This window comes from Pseudomonas sp. 2FG, from assembly GCF_005502935.1.
In the GTDB taxonomy this organism is placed as follows: Bacteria; Pseudomonadota; Gammaproteobacteria; order Pseudomonadales; family Pseudomonadaceae; genus Aquipseudomonas.
Map to the genome: position 1 here is coordinate 253,731 of NZ_SCMP01000001.1, position 24,993 is coordinate 278,723.

22 protein-coding genes and 1 other RNA gene are annotated in these 24,993 nt (G+C 63.0%); 11 read left to right on the plus strand and 12 right to left on the minus strand.

Going from position 1 to position 24,993, the window contains the following annotated elements:
• Positions 1-151: 151 nt before the first annotated feature.
• The 10 genes from FFS13_RS01135 to FFS13_RS01180 all read left to right on the plus strand — a co-directional run bounded on the left by FFS13_RS01135 (position 152) and on the right by FFS13_RS01180 (position 12,232).
• Positions 152-1,060 (plus strand): glutamate/aspartate ABC transporter substrate-binding protein, encoded by a 909-nt coding sequence (locus FFS13_RS01135; RefSeq protein ID WP_137817289.1) that lies wholly within the window; start codon positions 152-154, stop codon positions 1,058-1,060.
• Positions 1,061-1,246: 186 nt separating this feature from the next.
• Complete coding sequence (locus FFS13_RS01140) at positions 1,247-1,993, plus strand: amino acid ABC transporter permease (protein WP_137817290.1); 747 nt, start codon at positions 1,247-1,249, stop codon at positions 1,991-1,993.
• Positions 1,990-2,658, plus strand: coding sequence for an amino acid ABC transporter permease (locus FFS13_RS01145; RefSeq protein ID WP_171006390.1), 669 nt, complete (start codon positions 1,990-1,992; stop codon positions 2,656-2,658). The genes FFS13_RS01140 and FFS13_RS01145 overlap by 4 nt, the downstream gene beginning before the upstream one ends.
• Positions 2,655-3,389, plus strand: coding sequence for an amino acid ABC transporter ATP-binding protein (locus FFS13_RS01150; protein ID WP_137817292.1), 735 nt, complete (start codon positions 2,655-2,657; stop codon positions 3,387-3,389). Before FFS13_RS01145 ends, FFS13_RS01150 begins: the two co-directional genes overlap by 4 nt.
• A gap of 232 nt (positions 3,390-3,621) precedes the next feature.
• Entirely contained in the window at positions 3,622-4,710 is a 1,089-nt protein-coding gene (locus FFS13_RS01155; RefSeq protein ID WP_137817293.1) for an asparaginase, read from the plus strand.
• Between the two features lie 167 nt (positions 4,711-4,877).
• Positions 4,878-6,794 carry an ATP-binding protein gene (locus tag FFS13_RS01160; protein WP_137817294.1) on the plus strand — a complete coding sequence of 639 codons (1,917 nt, stop codon included), beginning with the start codon at positions 4,878-4,880 and terminating at the stop codon, positions 6,792-6,794.
• Positions 6,787-8,112: a sigma-54 dependent transcriptional regulator gene (locus FFS13_RS01165; RefSeq protein WP_137817295.1), complete on the plus strand. Its 1,326-nt coding sequence runs from the start codon at positions 6,787-6,789 to the stop codon at positions 8,110-8,112. The genes FFS13_RS01160 and FFS13_RS01165 overlap by 8 nt, the downstream gene beginning before the upstream one ends.
• A 223-nt stretch (positions 8,113-8,335) precedes the next feature.
• Positions 8,336-8,806 carry a hypothetical protein gene (locus tag FFS13_RS01170; protein ID WP_137817296.1) on the plus strand — a complete coding sequence of 157 codons (471 nt, stop codon included), beginning with the start codon at positions 8,336-8,338 and terminating at the stop codon, positions 8,804-8,806.
• Between the two features lie 397 nt (positions 8,807-9,203).
• A complete protein-coding gene (locus FFS13_RS01175; protein WP_137817297.1) occupies positions 9,204-11,654 on the plus strand; it encodes an arylsulfatase in 2,451 nt (816 codons plus the stop codon).
• Between the two features lie 224 nt (positions 11,655-11,878).
• Complete coding sequence (locus tag FFS13_RS01180; protein ID WP_137817298.1) at positions 11,879-12,232, plus strand: hypothetical protein; 354 nt, start codon at positions 11,879-11,881, stop codon at positions 12,230-12,232.
• A 306-nt stretch (positions 12,233-12,538) separates the two neighbouring features.
• Here FFS13_RS01180 and FFS13_RS01185 read toward each other — a convergent pair whose 3' ends face one another.
• The 5 genes from FFS13_RS01185 to ffs all read right to left on the minus strand — a co-directional run bounded on the left by FFS13_RS01185 (position 12,539) and on the right by ffs (position 17,455).
• Complete coding sequence (locus FFS13_RS01185; RefSeq protein ID WP_137817299.1) at positions 12,539-13,687, minus strand: acyl-CoA dehydrogenase family protein; 1,149 nt, start codon at positions 13,685-13,687, stop codon at positions 12,539-12,541.
• A 175-nt stretch (positions 13,688-13,862) separates the two neighbouring features.
• Positions 13,863-14,462 carry a recombination mediator RecR gene (recR, locus tag FFS13_RS01190; RefSeq protein ID WP_137817300.1) on the minus strand — a complete coding sequence of 200 codons (600 nt, stop codon included), beginning with the start codon at positions 14,460-14,462 and terminating at the stop codon, positions 13,863-13,865.
• Between the two features lie 159 nt (positions 14,463-14,621).
• Positions 14,622-14,948 carry a YbaB/EbfC family nucleoid-associated protein gene (locus FFS13_RS01195; RefSeq protein WP_119955433.1) on the minus strand — a complete coding sequence of 109 codons (327 nt, stop codon included), beginning with the start codon at positions 14,946-14,948 and terminating at the stop codon, positions 14,622-14,624.
• 155 nt (positions 14,949-15,103) lie between these two features.
• Positions 15,104-17,188: a DNA polymerase III subunit gamma/tau gene (gene dnaX / locus FFS13_RS01200; protein WP_137817301.1), complete on the minus strand. Its 2,085-nt coding sequence runs from the start codon at positions 17,186-17,188 to the stop codon at positions 15,104-15,106.
• Between the two features lie 170 nt (positions 17,189-17,358).
• Positions 17,359-17,455: signal recognition particle sRNA small type (gene ffs, locus FFS13_RS01205), an RNA gene on the minus strand.
• 262 nt (positions 17,456-17,717) lie between these two features.
• Between ffs and FFS13_RS01210 the strand changes: the two genes are divergently transcribed.
• Positions 17,718-18,140, plus strand: a complete 423-nt coding sequence (locus tag FFS13_RS01210) for an HU family DNA-binding protein (RefSeq protein ID WP_256657792.1) — start codon at positions 17,718-17,720, stop codon at positions 18,138-18,140.
• A gap of 159 nt (positions 18,141-18,299) precedes the next feature.
• On the opposite strand, the gene FFS13_RS01215 is transcribed toward FFS13_RS01210, so the two are convergent.
• From FFS13_RS01215 to FFS13_RS01245, 7 genes are read right to left on the minus strand one after another with little or no spacing between them, the layout of a single operon-like run.
• The gene (locus tag FFS13_RS01215; protein WP_137817303.1) at positions 18,300-19,346 is read right to left on the minus strand and encodes a lipopolysaccharide assembly protein LapB; all 1,047 of its coding nucleotides are present in this window, start codon (positions 19,344-19,346) and stop codon (positions 18,300-18,302) included.
• Between the two features lies 1 nt (position 19,347).
• A complete protein-coding gene (locus FFS13_RS01220; RefSeq protein ID WP_137817304.1) occupies positions 19,348-20,316 on the minus strand; it encodes a type II secretion system F family protein in 969 nt (322 codons plus the stop codon).
• A gap of 29 nt (positions 20,317-20,345) precedes the next feature.
• On the minus strand, positions 20,346-21,332 hold the full coding sequence (locus tag FFS13_RS01225; RefSeq protein ID WP_137817305.1) for a type II secretion system F family protein: 987 nt from the start codon (positions 21,330-21,332) through the stop codon (positions 20,346-20,348).
• Positions 21,329-22,765, minus strand: coding sequence for a CpaF family protein (locus FFS13_RS01230; protein ID WP_137817306.1), 1,437 nt, complete (start codon positions 22,763-22,765; stop codon positions 21,329-21,331). The genes FFS13_RS01225 and FFS13_RS01230 overlap by 4 nt, the downstream gene beginning before the upstream one ends.
• A complete protein-coding gene (locus tag FFS13_RS01235; RefSeq protein ID WP_137817307.1) occupies positions 22,758-23,993 on the minus strand; it encodes an AAA family ATPase in 1,236 nt (411 codons plus the stop codon). Before FFS13_RS01235 ends, FFS13_RS01230 begins: the two co-directional genes overlap by 8 nt.
• Positions 23,987-24,502 (minus strand): TadE/TadG family type IV pilus assembly protein, encoded by a 516-nt coding sequence (locus FFS13_RS01240; protein ID WP_137817308.1) that lies wholly within the window; start codon positions 24,500-24,502, stop codon positions 23,987-23,989. Before FFS13_RS01240 ends, FFS13_RS01235 begins: the two co-directional genes overlap by 7 nt.
• On the minus strand, positions 24,502-24,987 hold the full coding sequence (locus tag FFS13_RS01245) for a TadE/TadG family type IV pilus assembly protein (protein ID WP_171006391.1): 486 nt from the start codon (positions 24,985-24,987) through the stop codon (positions 24,502-24,504). Before FFS13_RS01245 ends, FFS13_RS01240 begins: the two co-directional genes overlap by 1 nt.
• Between the last annotated feature and the right edge of the window lie 6 nt (positions 24,988-24,993).

Below are 24,993 nucleotides of genomic sequence, written 5' to 3' on the forward strand. Positions count from 1 at the left end.
TTTAAATTCAAATACTTAAAAAACTAAATCAAACCCAAAAAAGCTGGCATATATCCTGCTCTTAGACATGGGAGGAATGCGAACCGACATCTGAACTCGTTCAGCGCCCCTGTCGTAGTCCCAACATAACAACAAGCCGAGGAAAAGACTCATGCGTATCGTTCCCCACCTGTTGGGCGCAGCCATCGCTGCCGCTCTGCTGACCACCCAGGCCCACGCCAACGAACTCACCGGCACCCTGAAGAAGATCAAGGATTCCGGCACCATCACCCTCGGCCACCGCGACGCCTCCATCCCCTTCTCCTACCTGGGCAACGATCCGCGCCAGCCGGTCGGCTACTCCCATGACCTGCAGCTGAAAGTGGTCGAGGCGATCAAGCAGGAACTCGGCCTGCCGGAGCTGAAGGTGCGCTACAACCTGGTCACCTCGCAGACCCGTATCCCGCTGGTGCAGAACGGCACAGTCGACCTGGAGTGCGGCTCCACCACCAACAACATCGAGCGCCAGCAACAGGTCGACTTCTCGGTCGGCATCTTCGAGGTGGGCACCCGCCTGCTGACCAAGAAGACCTCCGGCGTCAGCGACTTCGCCGACCTCAAGGGCAAGAACGTGGTGACCACCGCCGGCACCACCTCCGAGCGCCTGATCAAGACGATGAACGCCGAGAAGCAGATGGGCATGAACATCATCTCGGCCAAGGACCATGGCGAATCCTTCCTGATGCTCGAGTCGAGCCGCGCCGTGGCCTTCATGATGGACGACGCGCTGCTCTACGGCGAAATGGCCAAGGCCAAGAAGCCGGACGACTGGGTCGTGGTCGGCGCGCCGCAATCCTTCGAGATCTACGGCTGCATGCTGCGCAAGGGTGACCAAGGCTTTAAGCAGGTGGTCGACACCGCCATCAGCGCCACCTTCAAGTCCGGCGAAGTCAACGCCATCTACAACAAGTGGTTCCTCCAGCCGGTGCCGCCGAAGAACCTGAACCTGAATTTCCCCATGAGCGATGAGCTGAAGAAGCTGATCGCCAACCCCACCGACAAGTCTGCAGAACAGATCTGAAGGTGATGCCCCCTCCTCTCCCACAAGGCGAGGAGGGGGCGGGGAACCGGGAGAGGCACTCGCCCTCTCCCACTCTCCAACTGAATGGACAAGGGGCCATCCGCTACCCGCGGATGGGGCGCGCTCGCGCGTGCCCGGCCCCCGACTCCGCGCCATTGCTTTCGCGACACCCGAGGGGAAACCCGCATGAATTACAACTGGGACTGGGGCGTGTTCTTCAAGTCCACCGGCATCGGCAGCGAAATCTACCTGGACTGGTTCGTCACCGGCCTGGGCTGGACCATCGCCGTCGCCCTGGTGGGCTGGATCATCGCCCTGCTGCTGGGCTCGCTGCTCGGCGTGCTGCGCACCGTGCCGAACCGCTGGGTCTCCGGCCTCGCCACCACCTACGTGGAAATCTTCCGCAACGTGCCGCTGCTGGTGCAGCTGTTTCTCTGGTATTTCCTGGTGCCGGACCTGCTGCCCGAGCCGCTGGAGCTGTGGTTCAAGCAGGACTTGAACCCGGCCACTTCGGCCTACCTGAGCGTGGTGGTGTGCCTCGGCCTGTTCACCGCCGCACGGGTCTGCGAGCAGGTGCGCACCGGTATCCAGGCGCTGCCCAAGGGCCAGACCGCCGCGGCCTATGCCATGGGCTTCAAGTTGCCGCAGATCTACCTCAACGTGCTGCTGCCGCAGGCCTATCGCATCATCATTCCGCCGCTCACCTCGGAGTTCCTCAACATCTTCAAGAACTCCTCGGTGGCGTCCTTGATCGGCCTGATGGAGCTGCTGGCGCAGACCAAACAGACCGCCGAGTTCTCCGCCAACCTGTTCGAAGCCTTCACCCTGGCCACGCTGATCTACTTCACGCTGAACATGGGCCTGATGCTGTTCATGCGCATGATCGAGCAGAGAGTCGCGGTGCCGGGCCTGATCTCCGTGGGAGGTAAATGATGGATTTCAGCGCGATAGTCCCCGCCCTGCCGGGCCTGTGGGAAGGCATGCTGATGACCCTGCAGCTGATGGTGCTCGGCGTGCTCGGCGGCGTGGTCCTCGGCACCCTGCTGGCGCTGCTGCGGCTGTCGCCCAGCAAGCTGCTGTCCAACCTGGCCGGCGCCTACGTCAACTACTTCCGCTCGATCCCGCTGCTGCTGGTGATCACCTGGTTCTACTTCGCGGTGCCCTTCCTGCTGCGCTGGATCACCGGCGAGGACACCCCGATCGGCGCGTTCAGCTCCTGCCTGGTGGCCTTCATGATGTTCGAGGCGGCGTATTTCTGCGAGATCGTCCGCGCCGGCATCCAGGCCATTCCCAAGGGCCAGATGGGCGCCGCCCAGGCACTGGGGATGAGTTACGGGCAGATGATGCGCCTGATCATCCTGCCCCAGGCCTTCCGCAAGATGACCCCGCTGCTGCTGCAGCAGAGCATCATCCTGTTCCAGGACACCTCCCTGGTTTACACCGTCGGCCTGATGGACTTCCTCAACGCCTCGCGCTCGCGCGGCGACATCATCGGCCAGCCCCATGAGTTCCTGATCTTCGCCGGTCTGGTGTATTTCACGATCAGCTTCGCCGCCTCGCTGCTGGTGAAGCATCTGCACAGAAGGTTAGCCGTATGATTTCGATCGATAGCGTCAACAAGTGGTACGGGGATTTCCAGGTACTGACCAACTGCACCACGCAAGTGAAGAAAGGCGAAGTGGTGGTGGTCTGCGGCCCGTCCGGCTCCGGCAAGTCCACCCTGATCAAGTGCGTCAACGCGCTGGAGCCCTTCCAGAAGGGCGACATCCGGGTCGACGGCACCTCCATCGCCAACCCGAAGACCGATCTGCCCGAGCTGCGCTCCCGGGTCGGCATGGTGTTTCAGCACTTCGAGCTGTTCCCGCACCTGTCGATCACCGAGAACCTGACCATCGCGCAGATCAAGGTCCTCGGCCGCAGCAAGGACGAGGCCACCGAGAAAGGCCTCAAGCTGCTCGACCGCGTCGGCCTGCTGGCCCACGCCCACAAGCACCCCGGGCAACTTTCCGGCGGCCAACAGCAGCGCGTGGCGATCGCCCGTGCGCTGGCCATGGACCCGGTGGTGATGCTGTTCGACGAACCGACCTCGGCCCTCGACCCGGAGATGGTCAACGAGGTGCTCGACGTCATGGTGCAACTGGCCAACGAAGGCATGACCATGATGTGCGTGACCCACGAGATGGGCTTCGCGCGCAAGGTCGCCAACCGCGTCATCTTCATGGACCAAGGGCAGATAGTCGAAGACTGCGCCAAGGAAGAATTCTTCGGTGACGTCTCGGCCCGCTCCGACCGCGCCCAACAGTTCCTCGCCAAGATCCTCCAGCACTGATGCCGCGATCCGCCCCTCAGAACCTGTTCTAGGTCGTCGCGAGCGCAGGTCAGGCAAGGCGAAAACAGGCGAAAAAGCGCAGTTTACGCGTGGTAAATGAGCATTTTGAGCCTGTTTTCAACGCAGCATGACCAAGCGCAGTAGACCTTGAACAGGTTCTCCCGGCGAGAGCGGCGGAGATCGCTGCACGTTCTCTAACCAATAACAACAACCCACCAGAAGAGAAGCACGCATGAAGAACGTTTTGCATTCATTCGCTCCGAGCGCACTGGCCCTGATGTTCCTGCTGCCGCAAGGGCTGCAGGCCAAAGAGGTCGAGTCGCAGCAGAAGCTCGCCAACGTGGTGATCCTCGCCACCGGCGGCACCATCGCCGGCGCCGGCGCCAGCGCCGCCAACAGCGCCACCTACCAGGCGGCGAAAGTACCGGTCGAGCAGCTCATCGCCGGCGTGCCGGAGCTGAAGAACCTCGCCAACGTGCGCGGCGAACAGGTGTTCCAGATCGCCTCGGAAAGCATCTCCAACGACAACCTGCTGCAACTGGGCAAGCACGTCGCCAAGCTGGCCGAGAGCGACGAGGTCGACGGCATCGTCATCACCCACGGCACCGACACCCTGGAAGAGACCGCCTACTTCCTCAACCTGGTGGAGCACACCGACAAGCCCATAGTGGTAGTCGGCTCGATGCGCCCGGGCACCGCCATGTCCGCCGACGGCATGCTCAACCTGTACAACGCCGTCGCCGTGGCCAGCAACAAGGCAGCGCGCGGCAAGGGCGTGCTGGTGACCATGAACGACGAGATCCACTCCGGGCGCGACGTCAGCAAGTCGGTGAACATCAAGACCGAAGCCTTCAAGAGCCCCTGGGGTCCGCTGGGCATGGTGGTGGAAGGCAAGAGCTACTGGTTCCGCCTGCCGGCCAAGCGCCACACCAGCGGCTCCGAGTTCGACATTCAGAAGATCTCCAGCCTGCCACGCGTAGACATCGCCTACGGCTACGGCAACGTCGACGACACCGCCTACAAGGCCTTCGCCCAGGCCGGCGCCAAGGCCATCATCCAGGCCGGCACCGGCAACGGTTCGGTGGCCTCGCGCGTCGTGCCGAGCCTGCAGGAGCTGCGCAAGGATGGCCTGCAGATCATCCGTTCCTCCCACGTCAACCAGGGCGGTTTCGTTCTGCGCAACGCCGAACAGCCGGACGACAAGAACGACTGGGTGGTCGCCCATGACCTCAACCCGCAGAAAGCCCGCATCCTCGCCTCGGTCGCCCTGACCAAGACCCAGGACAGCAAGGAGATGCAACGGATCTTCTGGGAATACTGACAGCGTGCGGCGGCGGGCCTGGCTCGCCGCCATCCTGATGCGAACAGAATTGAGCGGATATCGCCGATGCCCCCTACAGCCGATACCGCCAAGCAGACCTGGCCGCAGTGCCGCTCAAGGCTGCGCAGCCTAGACGCGGCGCACGACGCCGGACTGGCCGCCCGGCCATGATTGTGCTGCAATCGCCTTTCCCCAACCCTCGCGCGCTGCCGCCCTTGCTGACCGTGAAGCCTCGTCTGATCCGTCGCCTGCTCCTGCCCTTGCCGATCATCCTGCTGATGCTCGCCTGCGGTTATAGCGCCTATTACCTCAGCACCCAGATCGGTATCCGCGCCCTGGCCGAGAGCGGCGAACGCCAGCTCGAGCTGCACGCCCGCGCGGTGGAAAGCGAGATCAGCACCCACACCTACCTGCCCAGCCTGCTGGAGCTGGAGTCCAGCGTCAGCCGCCTGCTGCTCGACCTCAGCGAGCCCCGGCGCGAACGGGTCAACACTTACCTCGAGGGCCTGAACAAACGCAGCGGCAGCCTGGCCATCTTCATCCTCGACACCAGCGGCCGCGTGCTGGCCACCAGCAACTGGCGCGACGCCGACAGCTTCCAGGGCGAGGACCTGGCCTACCGCGCCTATTTCCAGGATGCCATCCAGGGCAAGCCGGGGCGCTTCTACGGCATCGACAGCACCGGCGAAGCCGGCTATTACCTGGCCCACGGCCTGCGCCATCGCGGCACCATCATCGGCGTGGCGGTGGTGAAGATCCGCCTCGACCCCCTGGAGAAACGCTGGGAACGGGCACGCCTGGAAGCCTACGTCAGCGACGAAAACGGCATCATCATCCTCTCCAGCGACCCGGCGCGCCGGCTCAAGGCCGTACACCCCCTCAGCGCCGAGACCAAGGCGCAACTGGCCGGCAGCCTGCAATACCACTGGACCACGTTCAAGGAGCTGCAACTCCTGGCGCGCCAGCGCATCGCCGCCGATACCGAGCTGCTGACGCTGCCCGCCAGCGGCGAAAACGCCAGCGCAGCGCAGCCGATCAGCTACCTGGCGCAGACTCGTCCGCTGAACGACACCCTCTGGCACCTGACCCTGCTCTCCCCCTTGCAGGACCTGCGCCGCGCGGCCATCAGCCACGGCATGCTGGCCGCGGTGGCCTGCGCCCTGCTGGCCTTTCTGCTGATCGCCTGGAACGAGCGGCGCAAGGTGATCGCCACCCGCCTGGCCGCCCGCGAGGCCCTGCAGCAGGCGAACAACGAGCTGGAGCGCAAGATCGCCGAACGCACCGCCGACCTGCGCGCCAGCAACGAACGCCTGAAGGCGCAAATCCGCGAACGTCGGCAGGCCGAGGAAACCCTGCGCAAGGCCCAGGACGACCTGGTGCAAGCCGGCAAGCTGGCGGTGATCGGGCAGATGTCCACCAGCATCGCCCACGAACTCAACCAGCCGCTGGCCGCCCTGCGCACCCTCTCCGGCAACACCGTGCGCTTCCTGCAACGTGGCGCCCTGGATACCGCCAGCAGCAACCTCGCCACCATCAACGAACTGGTCGACCGCATGGGCCGTATCACCGCCAGCCTGCGCGCCTTCGCCCGGCGCGCCGACGACAGCGGCGAAGCCCGCCTGGGCAAGGCCATGGACGCGGCCCTGTTCCTCCTGCAGCCACGCCTGGAGCGCACGCCACTGCGTATTCACCGGACCTACGGCGACGCTCGCCTGGCCATCGACCAGACGCGCCTGGAACAGATTCTGGTCAACCTGGTCGTCAACGCCATCGACGCCATGCACGGGCAGAGCGACCGCCAGCTCTGGCTCGAAGGCCACGCGGAGGACGACCACTATCGGCTCCAGGTCCGCGACAACGGCCCGGGCATTCCGCCCTCGGTGCGCGTGCATCTGTTCGAGCCGTTCTTCACCACCAAACCGGGCGAACAAGGGCTGGGCCTGGGTCTGACCCTGTCGGCCAGCCTGGCCGCCGCGGCTGGCGGCAACCTCAGCGTGCAACACCCGGAAAGCGGCGGTACCGCCTTCGAGCTGAACCTGCCCCTGCTGCCCCAATCCCCTGCCGAGTCCCGCCGCGATGAATGACCACTTGACCGTCCTGATCGTCGAAGACGACCCGCATGTCCTGCTCGGCTGCCAGCAAGCCCTGAGCCTGGAGGACATTCCCAGCATCGGGGTCGGCAGCGCCGAGGAAGCCCTGCAGCGGGTCGGCGAGAACTTCGCCGGCATCGTCATCAGCGACATTCGCCTACCCGGCATCGACGGCCTGGAACTGCTCGCCCGCCTCAAGGCCCGTGATCGCAGCCTGCCGGTGGTACTGATCACCGGCCACGGCGACATCTCCATGGCCGTCGGCGCCATGCGCGACGGCGCCTACGACTTCATGGAGAAACCCTTCTCCCCCGAGCACCTGGTGGATGTGACCCGCCGCGCCCTGGAGCAACGCGGGCTGGCCCGCGAGGTCTCGGCGCTGCGCCGCCAGTTGGCCGGCCACCAGGCCCTGGAGGAGCGCCTGCTGGGCCGCTCACCGGCCATGCAGCAATTGCGCGAGCTGATCGCCAACGTCGCCGACACCTCGGCCAACGTCTTGATCGAGGGCGAAACCGGCACCGGCAAGGAACTGGTCGCCCGCTGCCTGCACGACTTCAGCCGGCGCAAGGATCACCAGTTCGTCGCCCTGAACTGCGGCGGTCTGCCGGAGAACCTGTTCGAGAGCGAGATCTTCGGCCACGAGGCGCATGCCTTCACCGGCGCCGGCAAGCGCCGCATCGGCAAGATCGAGCACGCCAACGGCGGCAGCCTGTTCCTCGACGAGATCGAGAGCATGCCGATCAACCTGCAGATCAAACTGCTGCGGGTGCTGCAGGAACACAGCCTGGAGCGCCTCGGCTCGAACCAGAGCGTGGCCGTGGACTGCCGGGTGATCGCCGCGACCAAGGCCGACCTGGATGAACTGGGCAAGGCCGGGCAATTTCGCAGCGACCTGTACTACCGCCTCAACGTGGTCACCCTGGAGTTGCCGCCGCTACGCGAACGCCGTGAGGACATCCCGCTGCTGTTCGAACACTTCCTCCAGCATTCCTCGCTGCGCTTCGACCGCGCCGCGCCGGAACTGGATCGGCACACCCTGTCGAGCCTGATGGCCCACGACTGGCCGGGCAACGTGCGCGAGTTGCGCAACGTCGCCGAACGCTTTGCCCTCGGCCTGCCGGTGTTCAAGAAAAGCGGGCTAGCGGCGGAAAGCAGCGGCCCGTCCTTCGCCGAGGCGGTGGACGCCTTCGAGAAGAGCCTGCTCAGCGGCGCCCTGGAACGCCACAGCGGCAACCTCAGCCAGGCCAGCCAGGCCCTGGGCATGGCCAAGACCACACTGTTCGACAAGGTGAAGAAACACGGGCTGCAGTAACCCCCGCCCCAGCGGCTTGCCCTGACCGACCCGCCGGGCAAAAGACTGAACACACTCCAGCTCGCTGCCGCGGCCCTGCCCAATCCAGAGGCAAAGGGCGCTATGCAACCCGCGGCGATTTAGGCATGGTGCTGCCACCGCGCAACGGTCAGCACCTTGCAGCCCGCACGGCGCACTTATTCAATGCATGCAGGCCTGCACTGAGCTGGCCACGGAGAACCCCATGAGCGCAAAAGACCAGGAACGCAGCACCGACGAAGTCTGGGTGCAGCTATGCGAGGCCGGCGAGCTTGACCCGGCAAAGCGCCTTGCTGCCCGGCTGGCGATCCTCGGCAACCCGGACGCCCAGGACTGCAGCCTCTACCGCCCGGACGAAAATGACCCGGACGCCGAGGAAGAAGACCTTGGCGATGCCAAAATCCTCTTCACGGGTGTGTTCCAGGCACCCGAAACCTGGGATGAAGCAACCCGCGCCGAGTTTTTTGACGACGCCGACCCCGAACTATTCATGACCGCCTTCATCGAGTGTGAAGCCAGGCCGGCGTCTGCCAAATTCTTCACCCCCGAAGTCGGCGACTATGTGGCGACCATGCCCGGGCTGGGGGCCGTCGTGATGTTCTATGTGCACGACTACCTCGAGGATGAGAACGGCAGAAAGTGCATCCTCATCCGCGACAACGAGGCGATGGACTAAGGCCGCCAGAGACTGGACGCATAATTCCTCTGGCGAAATGGGTACTGAATTATCGGTAGTTGGTGGGCAGTGCTTAACGTCCGTTCCTGGGGTTAAAAGCTGCCCGGCGGCGGCAATCGGCCAATTGCAGCCCTTCGGCCCCCTTCAAAACGCGCTCACAGCGGACAGCGCGATTCCGAGCTGGCGCCTGAGTACTCAGAACTGACTATCATGAAAATGTTTGCTGACGATCCCGCAGCCAAGAGCTGCGCCTTGGTGCGCTGCTGGACAAGCCACGGTCGTTCACCTCCAGCCATGGGGAAGAAGCTCACCTGAGCATCGAAGAAGTCGCGGCGCACCTCGCCCCGACTGCGGACAGGGCGGTCGACAAAACCATGTCGAAAAGGAGAAAACTCGTATGAAAACGGTCAAGCTGGTCGTTGCCATAGTGATTTCAAGTGTCGCCTTTGCTTTCTATTCCACATGCAGCATCGCACAGCAAGGAACCGCTGAGTTGGGTTCGCCCAGCGCCACCACCACTATCAGCGGAAATCAGCTTCCAGCGCCCGATCCGAAGTTCGGCGGGGTGATCAAGGAAAAGGCCTCGGAGTCGACAGCCTGGTGGGCGCCGCGCATCGTGCCGCCGAAGGGCGCGCCCAACGTGCTGCTGATCATGACCGACGATAGCGGGTTTGGCGCGCCGGGAACCTTCGGCGGCGGCGTCCCGACCCCGGCACTGGATCGCATCGCGAAAAGCGGGCTGCGCTTCACGAACTTTCACTCCACATCGCTCTGCTCGCCGACGCGTGCGGCATTGATCACCGGCAGCAACCATCACGTGGCCGGCTTCGGGGTGGTGGGCGAAGCCGCGACGGGGTTCCCGGGTTATGACTCGGTCATCAGGAAGGAGAACGGCACCATCGGCGCCATCCTGAAGAACAACGGGTACGCGACCTCGTGGTTCGGCAAGAATCACAACACGCCCTTCTATCAGGCGACCCAGGCCGGGCCCTTCGAGCAGTGGCCGAACGGTTTGGGCTTCGAGTACTTCTATGGCTTCGTCGGTGGCGACGCCAGCCAGTGGCAACCGAACCTGTACCGCAATACGACGGCCATCTACCCCTTCGAGGGCAATCCGGGCTGGAACCTGACCACGGCCATGGCCGACGAGGCGATCCAGTACATGAAGGGGCTCAAGGAGATCGCGCCCGACAAACCGTTCCTTGTCTATTACGTACCGGGGGGCACCCACGCCCCGCATCATCCGACGCCTGAGTGGATCAAGACAATCGGCGACCTGCACCTCTTCGACGAGGGCTGGAACAAGCTGCGCGAGACCATCTTCGCCAACCAGAAGCGGCTGGGCATCATGCCCGAGAACGCGAAGCTGACACCGTGGCCGAAGGAACTGCCGGAGTGGGATTCCCTCAGTTGGGAGGAGAAGAAGCTGTTTATCAAACAGGCGGACGTCTACGGGGCCTACCTCGCCTACACCGACCACGAGATCGGCCGGGTCATCCAGGCAGTCGAAGACCTGGGCGAACTCGACAACACCCTGATCATATACATCGCCGGCGACAACGGCGCGAGCGCGGAAGGGATGCTCCACGGCACGCCGAACGAATTCACCTACTTCAATGGCGTTCAAGTGCCGGTCAAGGACCAGTTGCTCTGGTACCCGTTCTGGGGGTCCGACCGGACCTTCCCGCACTTCGCGGCACCCTGGGCCTGGGCGATGAGCACTCCGTTCAAGTGGGTGAAGCAGGTGGCGTCGCATTTCGGCGGTACCGCCCAGGGCGTAGCCATGTCCTGGCCCGGCCATATCAACGACATGGGCGGCATCCGCCGCCAGTTCCACCATGTCATTGACATCGCTCCGACCATCCTCGAAGCGACCGGCGTCCCGGCGCCGGATACGCTCAACGGCATCAGGCAGCGGCCCATGGACGGCATGAGCATGGCCTACACATGGGACAAGGCAAACGCCAACGCGCCCACCCAGCACACCACGCAATACTTCGAGATGCTCGGCAACCGCGCCATCTATCACGGAGGGTGGGTGGCGGCCACGACCCCGGCGACGCTCCCGTGGGCGCCGAGCACCGCCACGCCGCCCGACGTGATCACCGGGTATAAGTGGGAGCTCTACAACGTCGAGGAGGACCCCACCCAGTCCAACGACCTGGCGGCCAAGATGCCGGAGAAGCTCAAACAGATGCAGTCCATCTTCTATCTGGAGGCGGAGAAGTATGACGTGCTACCGCTCGACAACTCGACACTCGCGCGCTTTTATACGCCGCGTCCGAGCCTGACGGCGGGACGAACGGTCTTCACCTATACGGGAGGACTGATCGGCGTCCCCAACAGCGGCGCTCCGAACATCCTGAACAAGTCGTACACCATTACCGCCGAGGTCACGATCCCCAAAGGGGGCGCGGAAGGCATGATCGTCACCGACGGCGGGCGCTTCGGAGGCTATGGACTTTTCCTGAGTAAGGGCGAGTTGGGAGTTGGTCGGGGCAAGCCAGTGTTCCTTTACAACCTGCTCGACCTCAAGCGCACGACGTGGGAAGGGCCCGAGCTGGATGCCGGCAAACACGGCATCGTCTTCGACTTCAAGTCCGATGGTCCAGGCTTGGGCAAGGGAGGAACGGGCGTGCTCTACGTGGACGGTCAGGAAGTGGCCAGAAATTCCATGGAACACGCCACCCCGATCACGTTCCCGGAGGATGAAACCTTCGACATCGGCCAGGACACGCGCAGTGGCGTCGCGATGCTGGAGTATCGCTACGATGTTCCGTTCAAGTTCACCGGCAAGATCGACAAGCTGACCTTCAAGCTCGAACCGGAGCCTAAGGCAGCACCCTAACGCTAGTGGCCTGTACGGCTAGTTGGTTAACTCAAGTTCGGATGCCTGGAGTCCTGAGACAAGGCGCCGCGACGAGTCATAGCAGGGCTATGGCGAAGAGCGGCAACGCAGTATCGGGGCTTCAGGCGCCGAAATTGACTAATTGAACTAGCCACACAGGCCACTAGCAGCTTCAAGCCATTGTGAAGCAGATCCAGAGCGCGAGAGGACTGGAAGTAGACGCGATGAAAAAGGTGCTTGTTCTCGCTGCTGTCATTGAAGCCGCGACCGGCGTGGCGTTGCTGATTGCCCCGTCGCTGGTCGGGCAATTGCTGTTCGGCACAGAATTGACCGGCATTGCCATGACAGTGGCGCGCGTGACCGGCCTCGCCCTGATCGCATTAGGGGTCGCCTGCTGGCCGGGCACGCCGCTGCTCGGCATGTTGACCTACAGCGCGGCCGTCACCCTGTATCTCGCCTACCTCGGCTTCGCGGGCGGTTTGGCCGGCATACTGCTGTGGCCGGCGGTCATCCTGCACATGATCCTGACGGCACTATTGGCTCAGGCATCAACAAGCGGCAAGGAGACGAAAACATAGAGGCATAGACCCTGCCCGCCTGGTCTTATCTGACACGGCTCACACTTTAGACCATAGCGGGGCGCGGGCGTCGCCCACTGGTCCTGCGTGACAAGCGTGACGTTCGAGACACGCCGAAGGAGCGACAGAGCTGACCCGAACAACCGCATGAACTGGGACGCTCACTACGCTCGCGCCCGTTATGCGGCGTTAAACGTCCGCTTCTAGGCAATCACTTCACGTCTGCTTCGAAGCGCCGACGACTTCTGCTTTGAGTCGTTTTCTGCCACTCGCCAACCGGCTTATTGCGCCGGCGAATACCCCCACCTACAAACCCATCTGCTTGCTAATGATCTCGTTCATCACTTCCCGCGTGCCGCCGCCGATGGAAAGGATGCGGTTATCCCGGTACAGGCGTTCCACCAGGCTTTCACGCATATAACCCATGCCCCCGGCGATCTGCACCGCGTCGTAGACGATGCGGTCGGCGATATCGGTGGCGAAGTTCTTGGCCATGGAGATTTCCTTGATCACCGATTTACCCGCAGCCATCTTCGCCGCCTGGCGGTAGGTGAACTCGCGGGAAACCTCCAGCTGCGTCGCCATCTCCGCCAGCCGGTGTTTGAGCACCTGGAATTTGCCGATCGGCTTACCGAACGCCTCGCGCTGGCTAGCCCACTTGAGGCTTTCTTCCAGCGCCAGTTGCGCCGTCATATTGGCCATCAGCGCCAACGACAGCCGCTCGGACTGGAAGTTGGCCATGATCCCGGCAAAGCCCATGTTTTCCACACCAATCAGGTTTTCCACCGGCACCCGGCAATCATCGAAGAACAGCTCGGCGGTGTCCGACGCCCACCAGCCCATCTTCTTCAGCTTGCGGCCGACGCTGAAGCCCGGCGTGCCCTTCTCGATCAGCAACAGGCTGACGCCGCCAAAGCCCTCGCCGCCGCTGCGCACGGCCACGGTGTAGTAGTCGGCGCGCACGCCGCTGGTGATAAAGGTCTTGCTGCCGGTCACCCGGTAACAGTCGCCATCGCGCACCGCACGGGTCTTCAGGCTGGCCACATCCGAGCCGCCAGACGGCTCGGTCACCGCCAGCGCCATGATCTTCTCGCCGCAAAGCACCTGCGGCACCACGCGATCACGAATCGCCGGCTTGGCCCACTTCACTATCGGTGGCAGGCCGATATCCAAGGAGCCAAGCCCGGCCACCAAGCCGCCGGAGCCGGAACGCATCAGCTCTTCACTGGCCGCCACCTTGGCGAACAGATCGCCCTCATGGCTGCCGCCAAACCGTTCCGGATAACCGATCCCGAGAATCCCGGCGGCGCCGGCCTTCAGGTACAGCTCGCGGGGAAATTCCTCGGCCTCCTCCCAGTCGGCGATAGATGGCAGGATTTCCCGCTCGACGAAACGCCGCACGGAGTCACGCACCAGTTGATGGGATTCGTCGAAGTAGTCCTGAAAAGCGGGCATGGCCAAGCTCCGGATAGGGGTTTCCCGACCATACCGAGCGCTTGCTTGGTTTTCAAGGTGAAGCATTGGCCAACACGCAGGGCGATAGCGCCTAGCCATCAGAGGATAGACAGGCTTCAGGATTGGATTAAAGCCGAGCGGTTGACCAAGGCCGCGCTATGCCTACCGGCGAGAATCAGAGGCTGATCGGTCTACGTCCGGCTAGCGCATGCGCCAGGGTGCCGCCATCGACCAGCTCCAACTCGCCACCCAGCGGCATGCCGTGGGCGATGCGTGAGGTGATCAGGCCTTTGTTGGCCAGCAGTTGGGCGATGTAATGAGCCGTCGCCTCACCTTCAACCGTTGGGTTGGTGGCGAGTATCACTTCGCTGAAGGCGGCCTGCTGGATACGTGCCAGCAGCTCGGGAATGCCGATGGCCTCAGGGCCGAGGCCATCCAACGGTGATAGGTGCCCCTTGAGCACGAAGTAACGCCCGCGATAGCCGGTCTGCTCGACCGCATACACATCCATAGGCCCCTCCACGACGCAGAGCACACTGTCATCGCGGCGCGGGTCCGCACACTGCGGGCACAGGTCGTCTTCGCTCAGGGTCCGGCATTGCTTGCAGTGGCCAACGCCCTCCATCGCCTGCGTCAGCGCCTGCGCAAGCCGCAGAGCGCCACTGCGATCACGTTCGAGCAGCTGCAGGGCCATGCGTTGCGCAGTCTTCTGCCCTACTCCCGGCAGAATGCGCAGGGAGTCGATCAGTTGGCGAATCAGCGGGCTGAAGCTCATGACAGGCACTCACAAAATGCGGGGGTACGGAGCGGGCCGCTCAGGCAGTGTGCAGGGCAAGGCGCCGACGGGCGAGGAACCGCAGTGTGCCAGTGCACATGAGGATTCCGAACCCGGCGGCAACGCCGCCATGCGCGCTGCATGGGCGGCACGAGCAATCTAGAAGGGCATTTTGAAGCCGGGGGGCAACTGCATCCCAGAGGTCATGCCCGACATCTTGTCCTGGCTGTTCTGCTCGATTTTACGCACGGCATCATTCACCGCTGCGGCGATCAGGTCTTCGAGGACTTCTTTGTCTTCCTGCATCAGGCTGTCATCCAGGCTGATGCGTTTGACGTCATGCCGACCGGTCATCACCACGCTCACCAGGCCCGCGCCGGATTGGCCGGTCACTTCGGCGTTCGCCAGCTCTTCCTGCATCTTCTGCATTTTTTCTTGCATCTGCTGCGCCTGCTTCATCAGGCCGGCCATGCCACCTTTCATCATGGGAATCACCTCAAAAGTTGTCTTGAAAACTACTGCGCGGCGCATCTGCTGCGTTGCGCGGTGCTCACTTCCTCGCCGTACTACCTGTACTGTCTCGTCGTTGCGCTCCGGGCGCCTTGCATATACGCCTGCTCGCTACGTTTCCAAGACAACTTTCAGGTATTCAGGGGTTCGATAGTGCCGTCGCGAATCACCGCGGCGAACTGTTGAATCATTTGCTGCACCAGCGGATCGCCATGGATCGACGCCTCCGCCGCGCGCTGGCGATCTGCGCGGTTACGCGAAGCGGCCTGCGCCGGAGTTTCCTGCTCGGGCTTACGCAGCTCGATTTCCAGCGTTAGCGGACGCTCATGGTACTGATTCAACGCATCGTTCAAGCGGCGCTGCTGGGTCGCATTGAACAGCGCACTCTGCGCAGGGTCCAGGTGCAGGCGCCAGGTATCACCTTCGATGGCGACCAGCGTGCAGTTGGCGGCGATGCTGGCGGTCAGGCCGGTTATGCCCAGACGCGGGAACAGGTCCAACCATTCAGCCGCCAGGCCAGTGGCCGGCTGCGCCGCCGGTTGCGGTTCGGCTTCGACGGCTGGCGCAGCAACACCGACAGACTCCAGAGCATCGAGGTAGGCATCCGCCTCGCCATCGGCCTCGTAATAATCCTCATCCGGGAGCGGCGGTTCATCATCGCGCTCAAGGTCATTCGGCATGGCGACCAGCTCAGCCCGCATTGGAGTGGGGGCTATGTCAGACGCCTCTGGCTCGACTGCTGGCTCGGCTTCGACCACCAGCGCAGGAGCGCTGACGCTCGGCTCATTCCACGGCAGGTCAACGACCTCGACCGCCTGCGCTGCGGGCGCTACAACTGCGGGCAGCGGAGTGACGAGTTGCGCGGCGACGGGGGCTGGCTCGACTGGCGGCGCCACAACTACGGGCTCGGCCGCTGCAACAGCAAGCGGCTCGACGACAGGCGCCGCAGTTGCAACAGGCGCGAGTACAGGCGCAGGTTCAACAACTGGCGCTGCCGGTGGAACCGGAGCAGGAGTTACGGCCATAGCCGGCGCCGCCATAGCAGCCCCGGCCACTGGGTTGGGTCTGGGATCAGCAGTGGCCTGGCTAATCCCTAGCGGCTTTAGCGCCACCCTCGGCGCGTCATCCGTATCCGCCGGGCGGAAGGCCAGCATCCGCAACAGCACCATTTCGAAGCCACTACGCGGATCCGGCGCCAGCGGCAAATCACGCCGACCGATCAGGCCCATCTGGTAATAAAACTGCACATCTTCGGACGGCAATGCCTGCGCCAATGCCAACACGCGATCACGGTCACCCTGGCCATTATCGACCGCCTCAGGCAGCGCCTGGGCGATGGCTACGCGGTGCAACACATTGAGAATTTCCGCCAGCACGCCGCTCCAATCCGGGCCTTGTTCGGCCAGGTGACGCACCGCTTCGATCAAGCCACGGGCATCGCCTTCCAGCAGCGCCTGCAACACGCCGTAGACCTGGCCGTGATCGAGGGTACCGAGCATGGCACGCACATCCGCGGCCAGCACTTTGCCCTCGCCAAAGGCGATGGCCTGGTCGGTGAGGCTCATGGCGTCGCGCATCGAACCGTCAGCCGCGCGGCCCAGCAACCAGAGCGCATCCTCCTCGAAGGGCACGTTCTCGACGCCAAGCACATGGGTCAGGTGCTCGACCACCCGCTCCGGCGGCATGTTCTTCAGGGAGAACTGCAGGCAACGCGACAGGATGGTGACCGGCAGTTTCTGCGGGTCGGTGGTCGCCAACAGGAATTTGACGTGCGGCGGCGGCTCCTCAAGGGTCTTCAACAGGGCGTTAAAACTGTGGGTCGAGAGCATGTGCACTTCGTCGATGAGGTACACCTTGAAACGCCCACGGCTCGGCGCGTACTGCACGTTATCGAGCAGTTCGCGAGTATCTTCGACCTTGGTACGGCTGGCGGCATCGACTTCGATCAGGTCGATAAAGCGCCCCTCGTCGATCTCCTTACAGACAGAACAGACACCACAGGGCGTTGAGCTGATACCGGTTTCGCAGTTCAGGCACTTGGCAATGATCCGCGCGATGGTGGTCTTGCCCACCCCGCGGGTGCCGGTGAACAGATAGGCATGGTGCAGGCGCTGACTGTCGAGGGCATTGATCAGGGCCCTCAGCACATGAGTCTGGCCGACCATTTCGCGGAACGAGCGCGGACGCCATTTACGTGCAAGAACCTGATAACTCATCGAAAACCGTCGCAGCTGGGGAGCAAGAAGTCGGCTAATCCTAGCGGAGCCCGGGGCAAATTGCATCCGATGCGCTCGCCTATCCATGCACTGGGGCGAATGAGGAAGTCAGGGGATATCGAGAGATCGTGGCGCGCTGAAGCTGAATGGCCACTTGAAACTGGAGGCAACCCCACCAGCCACACCCCGGCACACAATTTCACCGCTGCGGCTGCTCCCTTCCAGGCCTGACCGGGTTCACGGCTGATCGTTGCGGGGGGACCGATGGGGTCACCATAACGAAGCCCTCCAGATGGAGGGCCGCGCCATTGTACCGGCTTGTTGGCAACTTACAACTGCCAGCTGCGGATTAAAAAGATATCCACGACAAGCACTTGCACCTTCCTATAGGCGGAAACTTGCGACCAGTTGCGCCAGCCCGGAAGACCGCTCGGACAAGCGGCGATGAGCCTGTATTTCTCCCTAGCCAATGCTTGCTTGGAGCCCGCCACGGGAAGAGGCCGAAACACAAAGACCCAGCATTTGCGCCATGTTCCTCGAGTATTGGGGCTTTTGTGCTAGCGTGCGGGCCTTTCCAGGTCGGGAAGGAGTTGGCCGTCTGAGCCTCTCACCTTCTGGCGCGCAGCCGGAACGCCGGCCTGGAGCCCGACTATCCACGCAACGGAGCAACACCATGGCAATGACTAAAGACCAACTGATCAGCGATATCGCCGAAGCCACCGACGCGTCGAAAGCGACCGTGCGCGCAGTGCTGGAACAGCTGAGCGAGATCGTCAGCGACGCACTGGAGAACTATGACGAAATCACCTTGCCAGGCATTGGCAAATTGAAGGTGACTGATCGCCCAGCGCGCACCGGCCGTAACCCGCAGACCGGTAAGGCGATCGAGATCGCCGCGAAGAAAGTCGTGAAGTATGTGCCAGCCAAGGCTCTGACTGACGCGATCAACTAAGCCTCAGCAGATATGAGCCACACCAGATAGTAGGGTGGAATCCCCGAAGGGGCTTCCACCACCACGAACCGATCGATCGGCATGATTCGGTCTTGAATGAACGCCTCGCCTTGTGCGGAGCGTTTGTTTCTGCGGGATGGTGGATTACGCCGCTGTCCGTCAAGGTACCGCTACCGTGGTCACTTCAACGCCCGGGACGGACGCAACGGATTCGACCACTGGCTGACTGCCCCCCAACTGCCGGATCTGCCTGATCTGCTGAACCCTGTTCAGGTTTTCCCAGGCTGTGGCGTAATGCGCTGGCGACTGTTCGATCGCGCTGCGGAAGAACTGCTCCGCCACGTCCAGCTTGCCTTCCACCAGGCATACGTAACCGACATCATTGCTGGCTTCGGCACGCGTCTCGATCTGCTCGAAGGCGGAGACGGCCTCCTCATAACGCTCCATGCGTGCCAGTAACAACCCATAGTTGCGCCAGAGCGGCTGGTAGGTCGCGTCGTAGCTCATGCCACGCTGGTACATGCGCTCGGCTTCGGGCCATAGCCCGGCCATGTAATAGGAGTATCCCAGGCTGTTCTGCACCAGCGCGGAATGCGGCTCGATAAGCATGGCCAGCCGGTAATAGGCCTCGGCCTGCGGGAAGTCGTTGCGTAGATCCGCGAGCACGCCGAGGCCGTTGTAGACCTTGAGCGGCGACTGGCTGTCCACCTTGAGCTCGGCCACGCCAGGCAGGCTGTCGCCCTTGCCGTTACCAAGCCGCCTCTGGTCCACAGCGACCGCCTTGAACAGCAGCTCCTGCGCACGCTCGTGGTTGCGCTTGGCCAGGTTCAGCAGGCCCATCTCCGTCAGGGCCTCGAGGTTGTCCGGATCATTCTTCAGCACATCAGCGAAAGCCATCTCGGCGAGCTGGGTATTGCCCCGTTCGCGGTGGATGCGGCCCACCCAGACCAGGGCTGCATAGCGCTCAGGGTCCAGTTCGATGGCTCGCAGATACTGGAACAGGGCCTGATCCAGAGCGCCTGCCTGGTAAGCCATCGCGGCCATCTGCATGGCCTGCTCGGGCGAACTGATCTGTTTCTGCACCTGATAGAGCACCGAATTGTCGCCGGTGTAAATCGAGCGGCTCCCGCTCGCCTGCTCCGGCCCCATGGTCTGACATCCCGACAGCACGGCCATCATGGCCAATAGCAGACTGTTCCTGTTCATGTCATAGCTTCCCGAAAACTTTTAACACCCCAATGATTGCAGGACCGATGGCCACCAGGAAAAAGCTCGGCCACAGACAGAAGATTAGTGGGAATACCAGTTTGGTGCCGATTTTCGCCGCCTGCTCCTCGGCAAGCTGGGTACGCCGGTCGCGAAACTCTTCGGCATAAATACGCAGGGTGGCGGCGACACTGGTGCCGAAGCGGATGCTCTGCGCCAGCAAGCTGACCAGCCCGCGAATGTCCTCCAATCCGGTGCGCTCGGCCAGGTGTTTGAGCGCCTCGGTACTGGGAATGCCGGCGCGGATTTCCGCATTGACCAGGGCCAACTCCAAGGCTAGCTCCGGTTGGCTGACCGCCATCTCGTCGGCCACCCGCTCGATGGCCTGGGGCAAGGCCAGGCCCGACTCCACGCAGACCACCATCAGGTCCAAGGCATCGGGGAAGGCAACGAGTAGCCGAGTCATCCGTGCCTGCTTGCGCTTGTCGACATAGATTGCCGGCGCCAGCCAGCCGACACCGAATGCCGCAACCACCAGCACAATGCCCATGGTCAGGGACAACTTCGGGATAAGCGGTAAAGCCAGCAGCGTAAGGCCCAGCAGTATTAGCGGCGACAGCAGGCGAACCGCCCAGTACATCTGCACCGCCGCGGGCGAGCGATAACCCGCGTGCGTCAGCAGGGTGCGGGTGGTCGAGGCTTGTCCCTGCTCAGCGGAGGTAAAGCGCTGGCCCACCTGCTCCAGCATTAGTTGCAGGTTGCTTGGCGTCTCCTGCCCATACCCGCCCCCAGCATGGCCGCGTTTAATCAGGCTAAGCCGCCGCTGCACCGGGTCCTGCAACCCCAGCACCAATAGCACCAGGGTAACCACCGCAAGCACGGCGCTCAGGCCGATGGCACCGACGAACAACAAGCGCGCCAACTCCTCGTTGCCCACCGCACGATTGAGCAGACTTAGCAGATAGTCCATGGCACTTCTCCTCCCCCGGCTACCAGCGCTTAAACCTGAATCCGGATGATTTTACGTATCCAGAAAATCCCGATCAGCATGGCAACAAAAGCCGCCATGACCAGCTTCTGGCCCAAGGGTTCTTTGATCAGCAAGGGCAAATAGGTTGGACTCGAGAGCACAATCGCCGCCGCCAGCACAAAGGGCACAGACACCAGTATCCAGCCCGACATGCGCCCCTCGGCCGACAACGTCTTGACCTTGCGCTGAAAGCGGAAGCGCCCACGAATCAGGCTGCTCAAGCGCTCCAGCACCTCAGTCAGGTTGCCGCCGCTCTCACGGTGGATCAGCACCGAGGTCACCAGCATCATCACCGTCATGCTCGGCATCCGTTCCAGCAGGCCGAGCATGGCCCGGCGCACATCATTGCCGTAGTTGATATCGGCGAAAGTCAGGCCGAACTCATGGGCCACCGGCCCCTTATGCTCCTCGGCCACCAACTGCAGGGTCTCGTTGAACGGGTGCCCGGCACGCAGGGCACGGCACATGGCATCCAAGGCATCCGGCAGCCCCTCCTCGAACTGGGCGAAGCGCTTGCCGCGGTCGCTGGAGATCTTCAATAGCGGCAACCAGAACATCGCCAAGGCCACCGGAATCGCCACCCACCAGAGTTGCGTGAACAACCAAAGCAAGATGCCCGCCGCCGCTCCCAAAATCAGGCCGAGCAAAAACACCCGATAGGCGCGGTAGTCATGCCCGGCCTGCTCGATCATCTGCGCCAGGGCCTCCATAACGGGTAACTGCTCCAGCCTCGCCTCCAGTGGCGACAAACGCCTGAGGTACTTTTGCCGCAACACCGTCTGCATGTTCGGCAGGTTGCTGGCCCGCTCCAGCACGTGCAGGCGACCGCGGATACGCTTGCGTACCCTGCCCGCCTCGCCAAACACCGGCACCACCAGCCCCTGGCTGAGGAGGAACACTGCGGTGAACACCATGCCGAGGAACGCCAGGATGAATTCACTGGGGAGCTGACTCATGACTGCCCCTCCATCCATTCCGGGCGGAACAGGTTAAGCGGCAGCTCGATACCGCGCTTGGCCATCACATCGCGGAAGGCCGGCACCATGCCAGTTGGGCGGAACTCGCCGAGTACTTCGCCGTGTTCGCCCATGCCGCGCCGGACGAAAGCGAAGATCTCGGTCATGGTGATCATCTCGCCCTCCATGCCGTGGATCTCCTGCACGCTGACCAGCCGCCGCTTGCCATCCTCCTGGCGCTCCAACTGGAGCACCACATCGATGGCCGAGGCGATCTGCTGACGCATGGCCTTGATCGGGAAGGTCGCGCCGGTCATGGACACCATGTTCTCGATCCGCCCCAGGGCATCCCGCGCGGTATTCGCATGGATGGTGGTCAACGAACCGTCGTGGCCGGTGTTCATCGCCGTCAGCATGTCCAGCGCCTCGGCGCCGCGCACCTCACCGATGACGATGCGATCCGGGCGCATGCGCAGGCTGTTGCGCACCAATTCGCGTTGGCTCACCTCACCACGGCCTTCGATGTTCGACGGGCGGGTTTCCAGACGCACCACATGGGGCTGCTGCAGTTGCAGTTCGGCTGAGTCCTCGATGGTCACGATGCGCTCATTAGGCGGAATAAAACTAGACAGCACATTGAGCATGGTGGTCTTGCCGCTGCCGGTGCCGCCGGAAATCAACACGTTCAACCGCCCGCGGACGATGGCCTTGAGTACCAGGGCGATGGCCGGAGTCAGGGTGCCCATCTGCACCAGGCTTTCGGTATTGAGCAGATCCACCGCGAAGCGGCGGATCGACATGCTCGGCCCATCGATGGCCAGGGGCGGGATGATCGCATTGACCCGCGAGCCGTCCTTCAGGCGCGCGTCCACTAGCGGCGAGGACTCGTCGATGCGCCGCCCCAGGCTGGAAACGATGCGGTCGATGATATTCAGCAGATGCTGATCATCGCGAAAATGCACGTCAGTTCGCTGTAGCTTGCCAAAACGCTCGACGTACACCGAGGCATGCCCATTGACCAGGATGTCGGACACGCTGCGGTCGGCCAGCAGCGGCTCCAACGGCCCAAGGCCGAGCACCTCGTCGGTGATCTGTTTGATGATCAGTTGACGGCTGGCGGCACTCACCGGGGCGGAATGGTCATCCAGCAGGCGCAGGCAGATATCGCGAATTTGCCGCACGGCGTCGGCTTGTTCCAAGGTATCCAGCAGAGACAGGTCCATGACCTTGAGCAACTGCTGGTAGATCTTTTCCCGCCACTCGGTCTCCACCGGTGTGAGATGGGTCTTGGTTTCATAGAGCGTTTCCGGCTCGGAGTGCTCCCAGGCCAGCATTGCCTCAGCCGGGGCTCCATTGGCATTCTGCTCGGACGGCGCCGCGGCGTCAGGCTTGGCGGACTGCTGACGCAGGCGATTACGGAATTCGCTAAGCATGGTTCACTCCCCCGAGAAAACGGCTGAGGGCGCGTTTGAACAAGCCCTGGCCACTGTCCGTCTGGTTACCGATCAGCTCCTGGCTCAGCTCACGTAGAGCGAGCGTGATCGGTGCGCGTGGCGCCTGCAGCTCCAGGGGTATCCCGGTGTTCTGGCTCTGGCTGACCACCGCGAAATCGTTGGGCAGCTTCTGCAGCTCCGTGCAGCGCAGCGAGGCGCCGATATCTCGCAAACTGATGGGGGCGGCCTTGTTGTAGCGGTTGACCACCACCTGCAAATGCTCGCCCCGCACCCCCAGCTCATCGCGCAGAATGCGCGCCAGCCGGCTGGCATCCTTGAGGTGACTGAGGCTCTGCTGCACCACGATGTACACCCGGTCCGCCTGTTCCAGCACAGTGCCAGTGAGGTGGTCGATCTGCCGCGGCAGGTCCACCACCACCCAGTCGTAGGTGCTGCGCGCCAGTTGCAGCAAGGCCTCGAGTTGTTCGAGGCGCACATCCAACGGCAGACACAGCTCGTTCTCCCGCCCGCCCAATACGTGCAGCGTCGGGCTGAAGTGGGTGCAGAAACCGCGCAGCGCCACGCTGTCCATTTCGTCGATCTGCTGCAGCACCTCGACGTGGCTGTGGGTGGGCAGCACATCGAGGTAATGGGCCACGCTGCCGAATTGCAAATCGAGGTCCAGCAGCAGGGTGTTACCGCCCCTGGCACTGAGTTGGTGGGCCAGGTTGCAGGCCAGCAGGGTCGCGCCGGAACCGCCCTTGGCGTTCATCACCGCTACCAGCTTGCCGCCAGAGCTGCTGCTGGAGCGAGTCTCCATGACCATGCGGCCCAAGGCGGCCAGCAGCTCCTCGGCCACCACCGGCTCCGGCAGGAAATCGCGAGCTCCAGCCTGCATCGCCAGGCGCATACCCTCGCGCTCGTCCAGCGGGCCGCACACCAACAGCGGCGGGCGATCCTGTACCGGGTGTTGCAACAGCGCCGCCAACTCCTCGCGCCACAAGTGGCTGACCCGTAGCAACAGGAAGTCGGGCATCTGTTCCAGCCCATAAAGTGGATCGGTATGCCCGTTGCTCACCAGGCGGGTATTTACCTGCAAGCTGGGGATACGCTGGCTGATGCTTTGTAGATGCTGCAAAGCCCCAGCATCGCGGCTGCTGATCAAGAGACGCAATCCCTGTTTACTGGGCGCGCTGGATGGCATTGGGGTTTCCCTGGACTTCAACATGGCGTGACCCCCGGTTCAGCTGGTTTATCAAAGGGTTGAAGCCCCTCGGCATGGCGACCTAGGCTTTCGCGGGGTAAGGTCGCCCTGAACGCCGGCAAGGTGATGCCCCCACCAAATCCAGGGATCAATAGCGTGAAGGGGAAATTGACGATACTGAGCTGGACGTAACGGATAGAGGAAAAGCCGGCACCGCCATCATCGGGGCTGGCCACCACGACGCCATTCTCATCCAGATAGGTCAGGCTCAGGTCCGCCGTCGCCAGGTTGCCGATTAAGCTGCTCGCGCCGCTGTCGGTCGCCGCGTTGAAGATCGCCCGACGCAATGCCACCGGCTCGCTGATATCGCACACTGCCGCCAGTCGCGCGCCGCGTCGGACCACCTCGTTAAGCGTGCCAACGGTGAAGTACAGGCGGCCCATTTCCAGCACGCCGAACAACAGGGTGAACAACAGCAGGCCAATGATGGCGAACTCCACCACGTAAACCCCCTGCATGCGTTTTCTGTCCATCACAGCACCCTCATCACCGTGGTGGCGGTCAGCGGGATGTTCAGCGCTATCGCATTAGCGAAGAAGCCCGGAAGGCTCCCCCCGCAATTGCCATTGCCGATCACCGGGCAGAAGGTGTAGGTGATGCTCACCTGCACATGCTCGGCGCCCACCGAGGAAACCTGCACATTCGCGGTGGTCAGCCCCAACACCACCGGGGGGAAACCGGCCTGACTGGAAGGCACGCCATAGACAGCGACGTTTTTCGTCTGGGTCTGTAGGTCGCTGCTCAACTCGATCTGCCCAAGGGTAGAGTTCCAGGCCTTGCCGGCGACGAAACGCCCGGCATCGCGGCTGGCCTGCAGCAGGCTGTTGTACTGATAGAGCATCCGGCCGAACTCGCCGATGGCCAACAGCAGGAGTAGCAACAGCGGTAGCGCGATAGCAAACTCCACCATCGCTACCCCGCGCTGGGCGCCGGGCCGTTTGAACGCATGACGTCCCATAAGGCC

Bases quoted from the DNA above. Each gene is read 5' to 3' on its own strand.
- FFS13_RS01135 (WP_137817289.1), top strand. From the start codon at position 152: ATGCGTATCGTTCCCCACCTGTTGGGCGCAGCCATCGCTGCCGCTCTG.
- FFS13_RS01215 (WP_137817303.1), bottom strand. From the start codon at position 19,346: ATGAACAGGAACAGTCTGCTATTGGCCATGATGGCCGTGCTGTCGGGA.
- FFS13_RS01180 (WP_137817298.1), top strand. From the start codon at position 11,879: ATGAAAAAGGTGCTTGTTCTCGCTGCTGTCATTGAAGCCGCGACCGGC.
- FFS13_RS01230 (WP_137817306.1), bottom strand. From the start codon at position 22,765: ATGCTTAGCGAATTCCGTAATCGCCTGCGTCAGCAGTCCGCCAAGCCT.
- FFS13_RS01235 (WP_137817307.1), bottom strand. From the start codon at position 23,993: ATGTTGAAGTCCAGGGAAACCCCAATGCCATCCAGCGCGCCCAGTAAA.
- dnaX (WP_137817301.1), bottom strand. From the start codon at position 17,188: ATGAGTTATCAGGTTCTTGCACGTAAATGGCGTCCGCGCTCGTTCCGC.
- FFS13_RS01175 (WP_137817297.1), top strand. From the start codon at position 9,204: ATGAAAACGGTCAAGCTGGTCGTTGCCATAGTGATTTCAAGTGTCGCC.
- FFS13_RS01165 (WP_137817295.1), top strand. From the start codon at position 6,787: ATGAATGACCACTTGACCGTCCTGATCGTCGAAGACGACCCGCATGTC.
- FFS13_RS01140 (WP_137817290.1), top strand. From the start codon at position 1,247: ATGAATTACAACTGGGACTGGGGCGTGTTCTTCAAGTCCACCGGCATC.
- recR (WP_137817300.1), bottom strand. From the start codon at position 14,462: ATGAGCTTCAGCCCGCTGATTCGCCAACTGATCGACTCCCTGCGCATT.
- FFS13_RS01145 (WP_171006390.1), top strand. From the start codon at position 1,990: ATGATGGATTTCAGCGCGATAGTCCCCGCCCTGCCGGGCCTGTGGGAA.
- FFS13_RS01210 (WP_256657792.1), top strand. From the start codon at position 17,718: ATGTTCCTCGAGTATTGGGGCTTTTGTGCTAGCGTGCGGGCCTTTCCA.
- FFS13_RS01155 (WP_137817293.1), top strand. From the start codon at position 3,622: ATGAAGAACGTTTTGCATTCATTCGCTCCGAGCGCACTGGCCCTGATG.
- FFS13_RS01195 (WP_119955433.1), bottom strand. From the start codon at position 14,948: ATGATGAAAGGTGGCATGGCCGGCCTGATGAAGCAGGCGCAGCAGATG.
- FFS13_RS01240 (WP_137817308.1), bottom strand. From the start codon at position 24,502: ATGGACAGAAAACGCATGCAGGGGGTTTACGTGGTGGAGTTCGCCATC.
- FFS13_RS01245 (WP_171006391.1), bottom strand. From the start codon at position 24,987: ATGGGACGTCATGCGTTCAAACGGCCCGGCGCCCAGCGCGGGGTAGCG.
- FFS13_RS01220 (WP_137817304.1), bottom strand. From the start codon at position 20,316: ATGGACTATCTGCTAAGTCTGCTCAATCGTGCGGTGGGCAACGAGGAG.
- FFS13_RS01185 (WP_137817299.1), bottom strand. From the start codon at position 13,687: ATGCCCGCTTTTCAGGACTACTTCGACGAATCCCATCAACTGGTGCGT.
- FFS13_RS01170 (WP_137817296.1), top strand. From the start codon at position 8,336: ATGAGCGCAAAAGACCAGGAACGCAGCACCGACGAAGTCTGGGTGCAG.
- FFS13_RS01150 (WP_137817292.1), top strand. From the start codon at position 2,655: ATGATTTCGATCGATAGCGTCAACAAGTGGTACGGGGATTTCCAGGTA.
- FFS13_RS01225 (WP_137817305.1), bottom strand. From the start codon at position 21,332: ATGAGTCAGCTCCCCAGTGAATTCATCCTGGCGTTCCTCGGCATGGTG.
- FFS13_RS01160 (WP_137817294.1), top strand. From the start codon at position 4,878: ATGATTGTGCTGCAATCGCCTTTCCCCAACCCTCGCGCGCTGCCGCCC.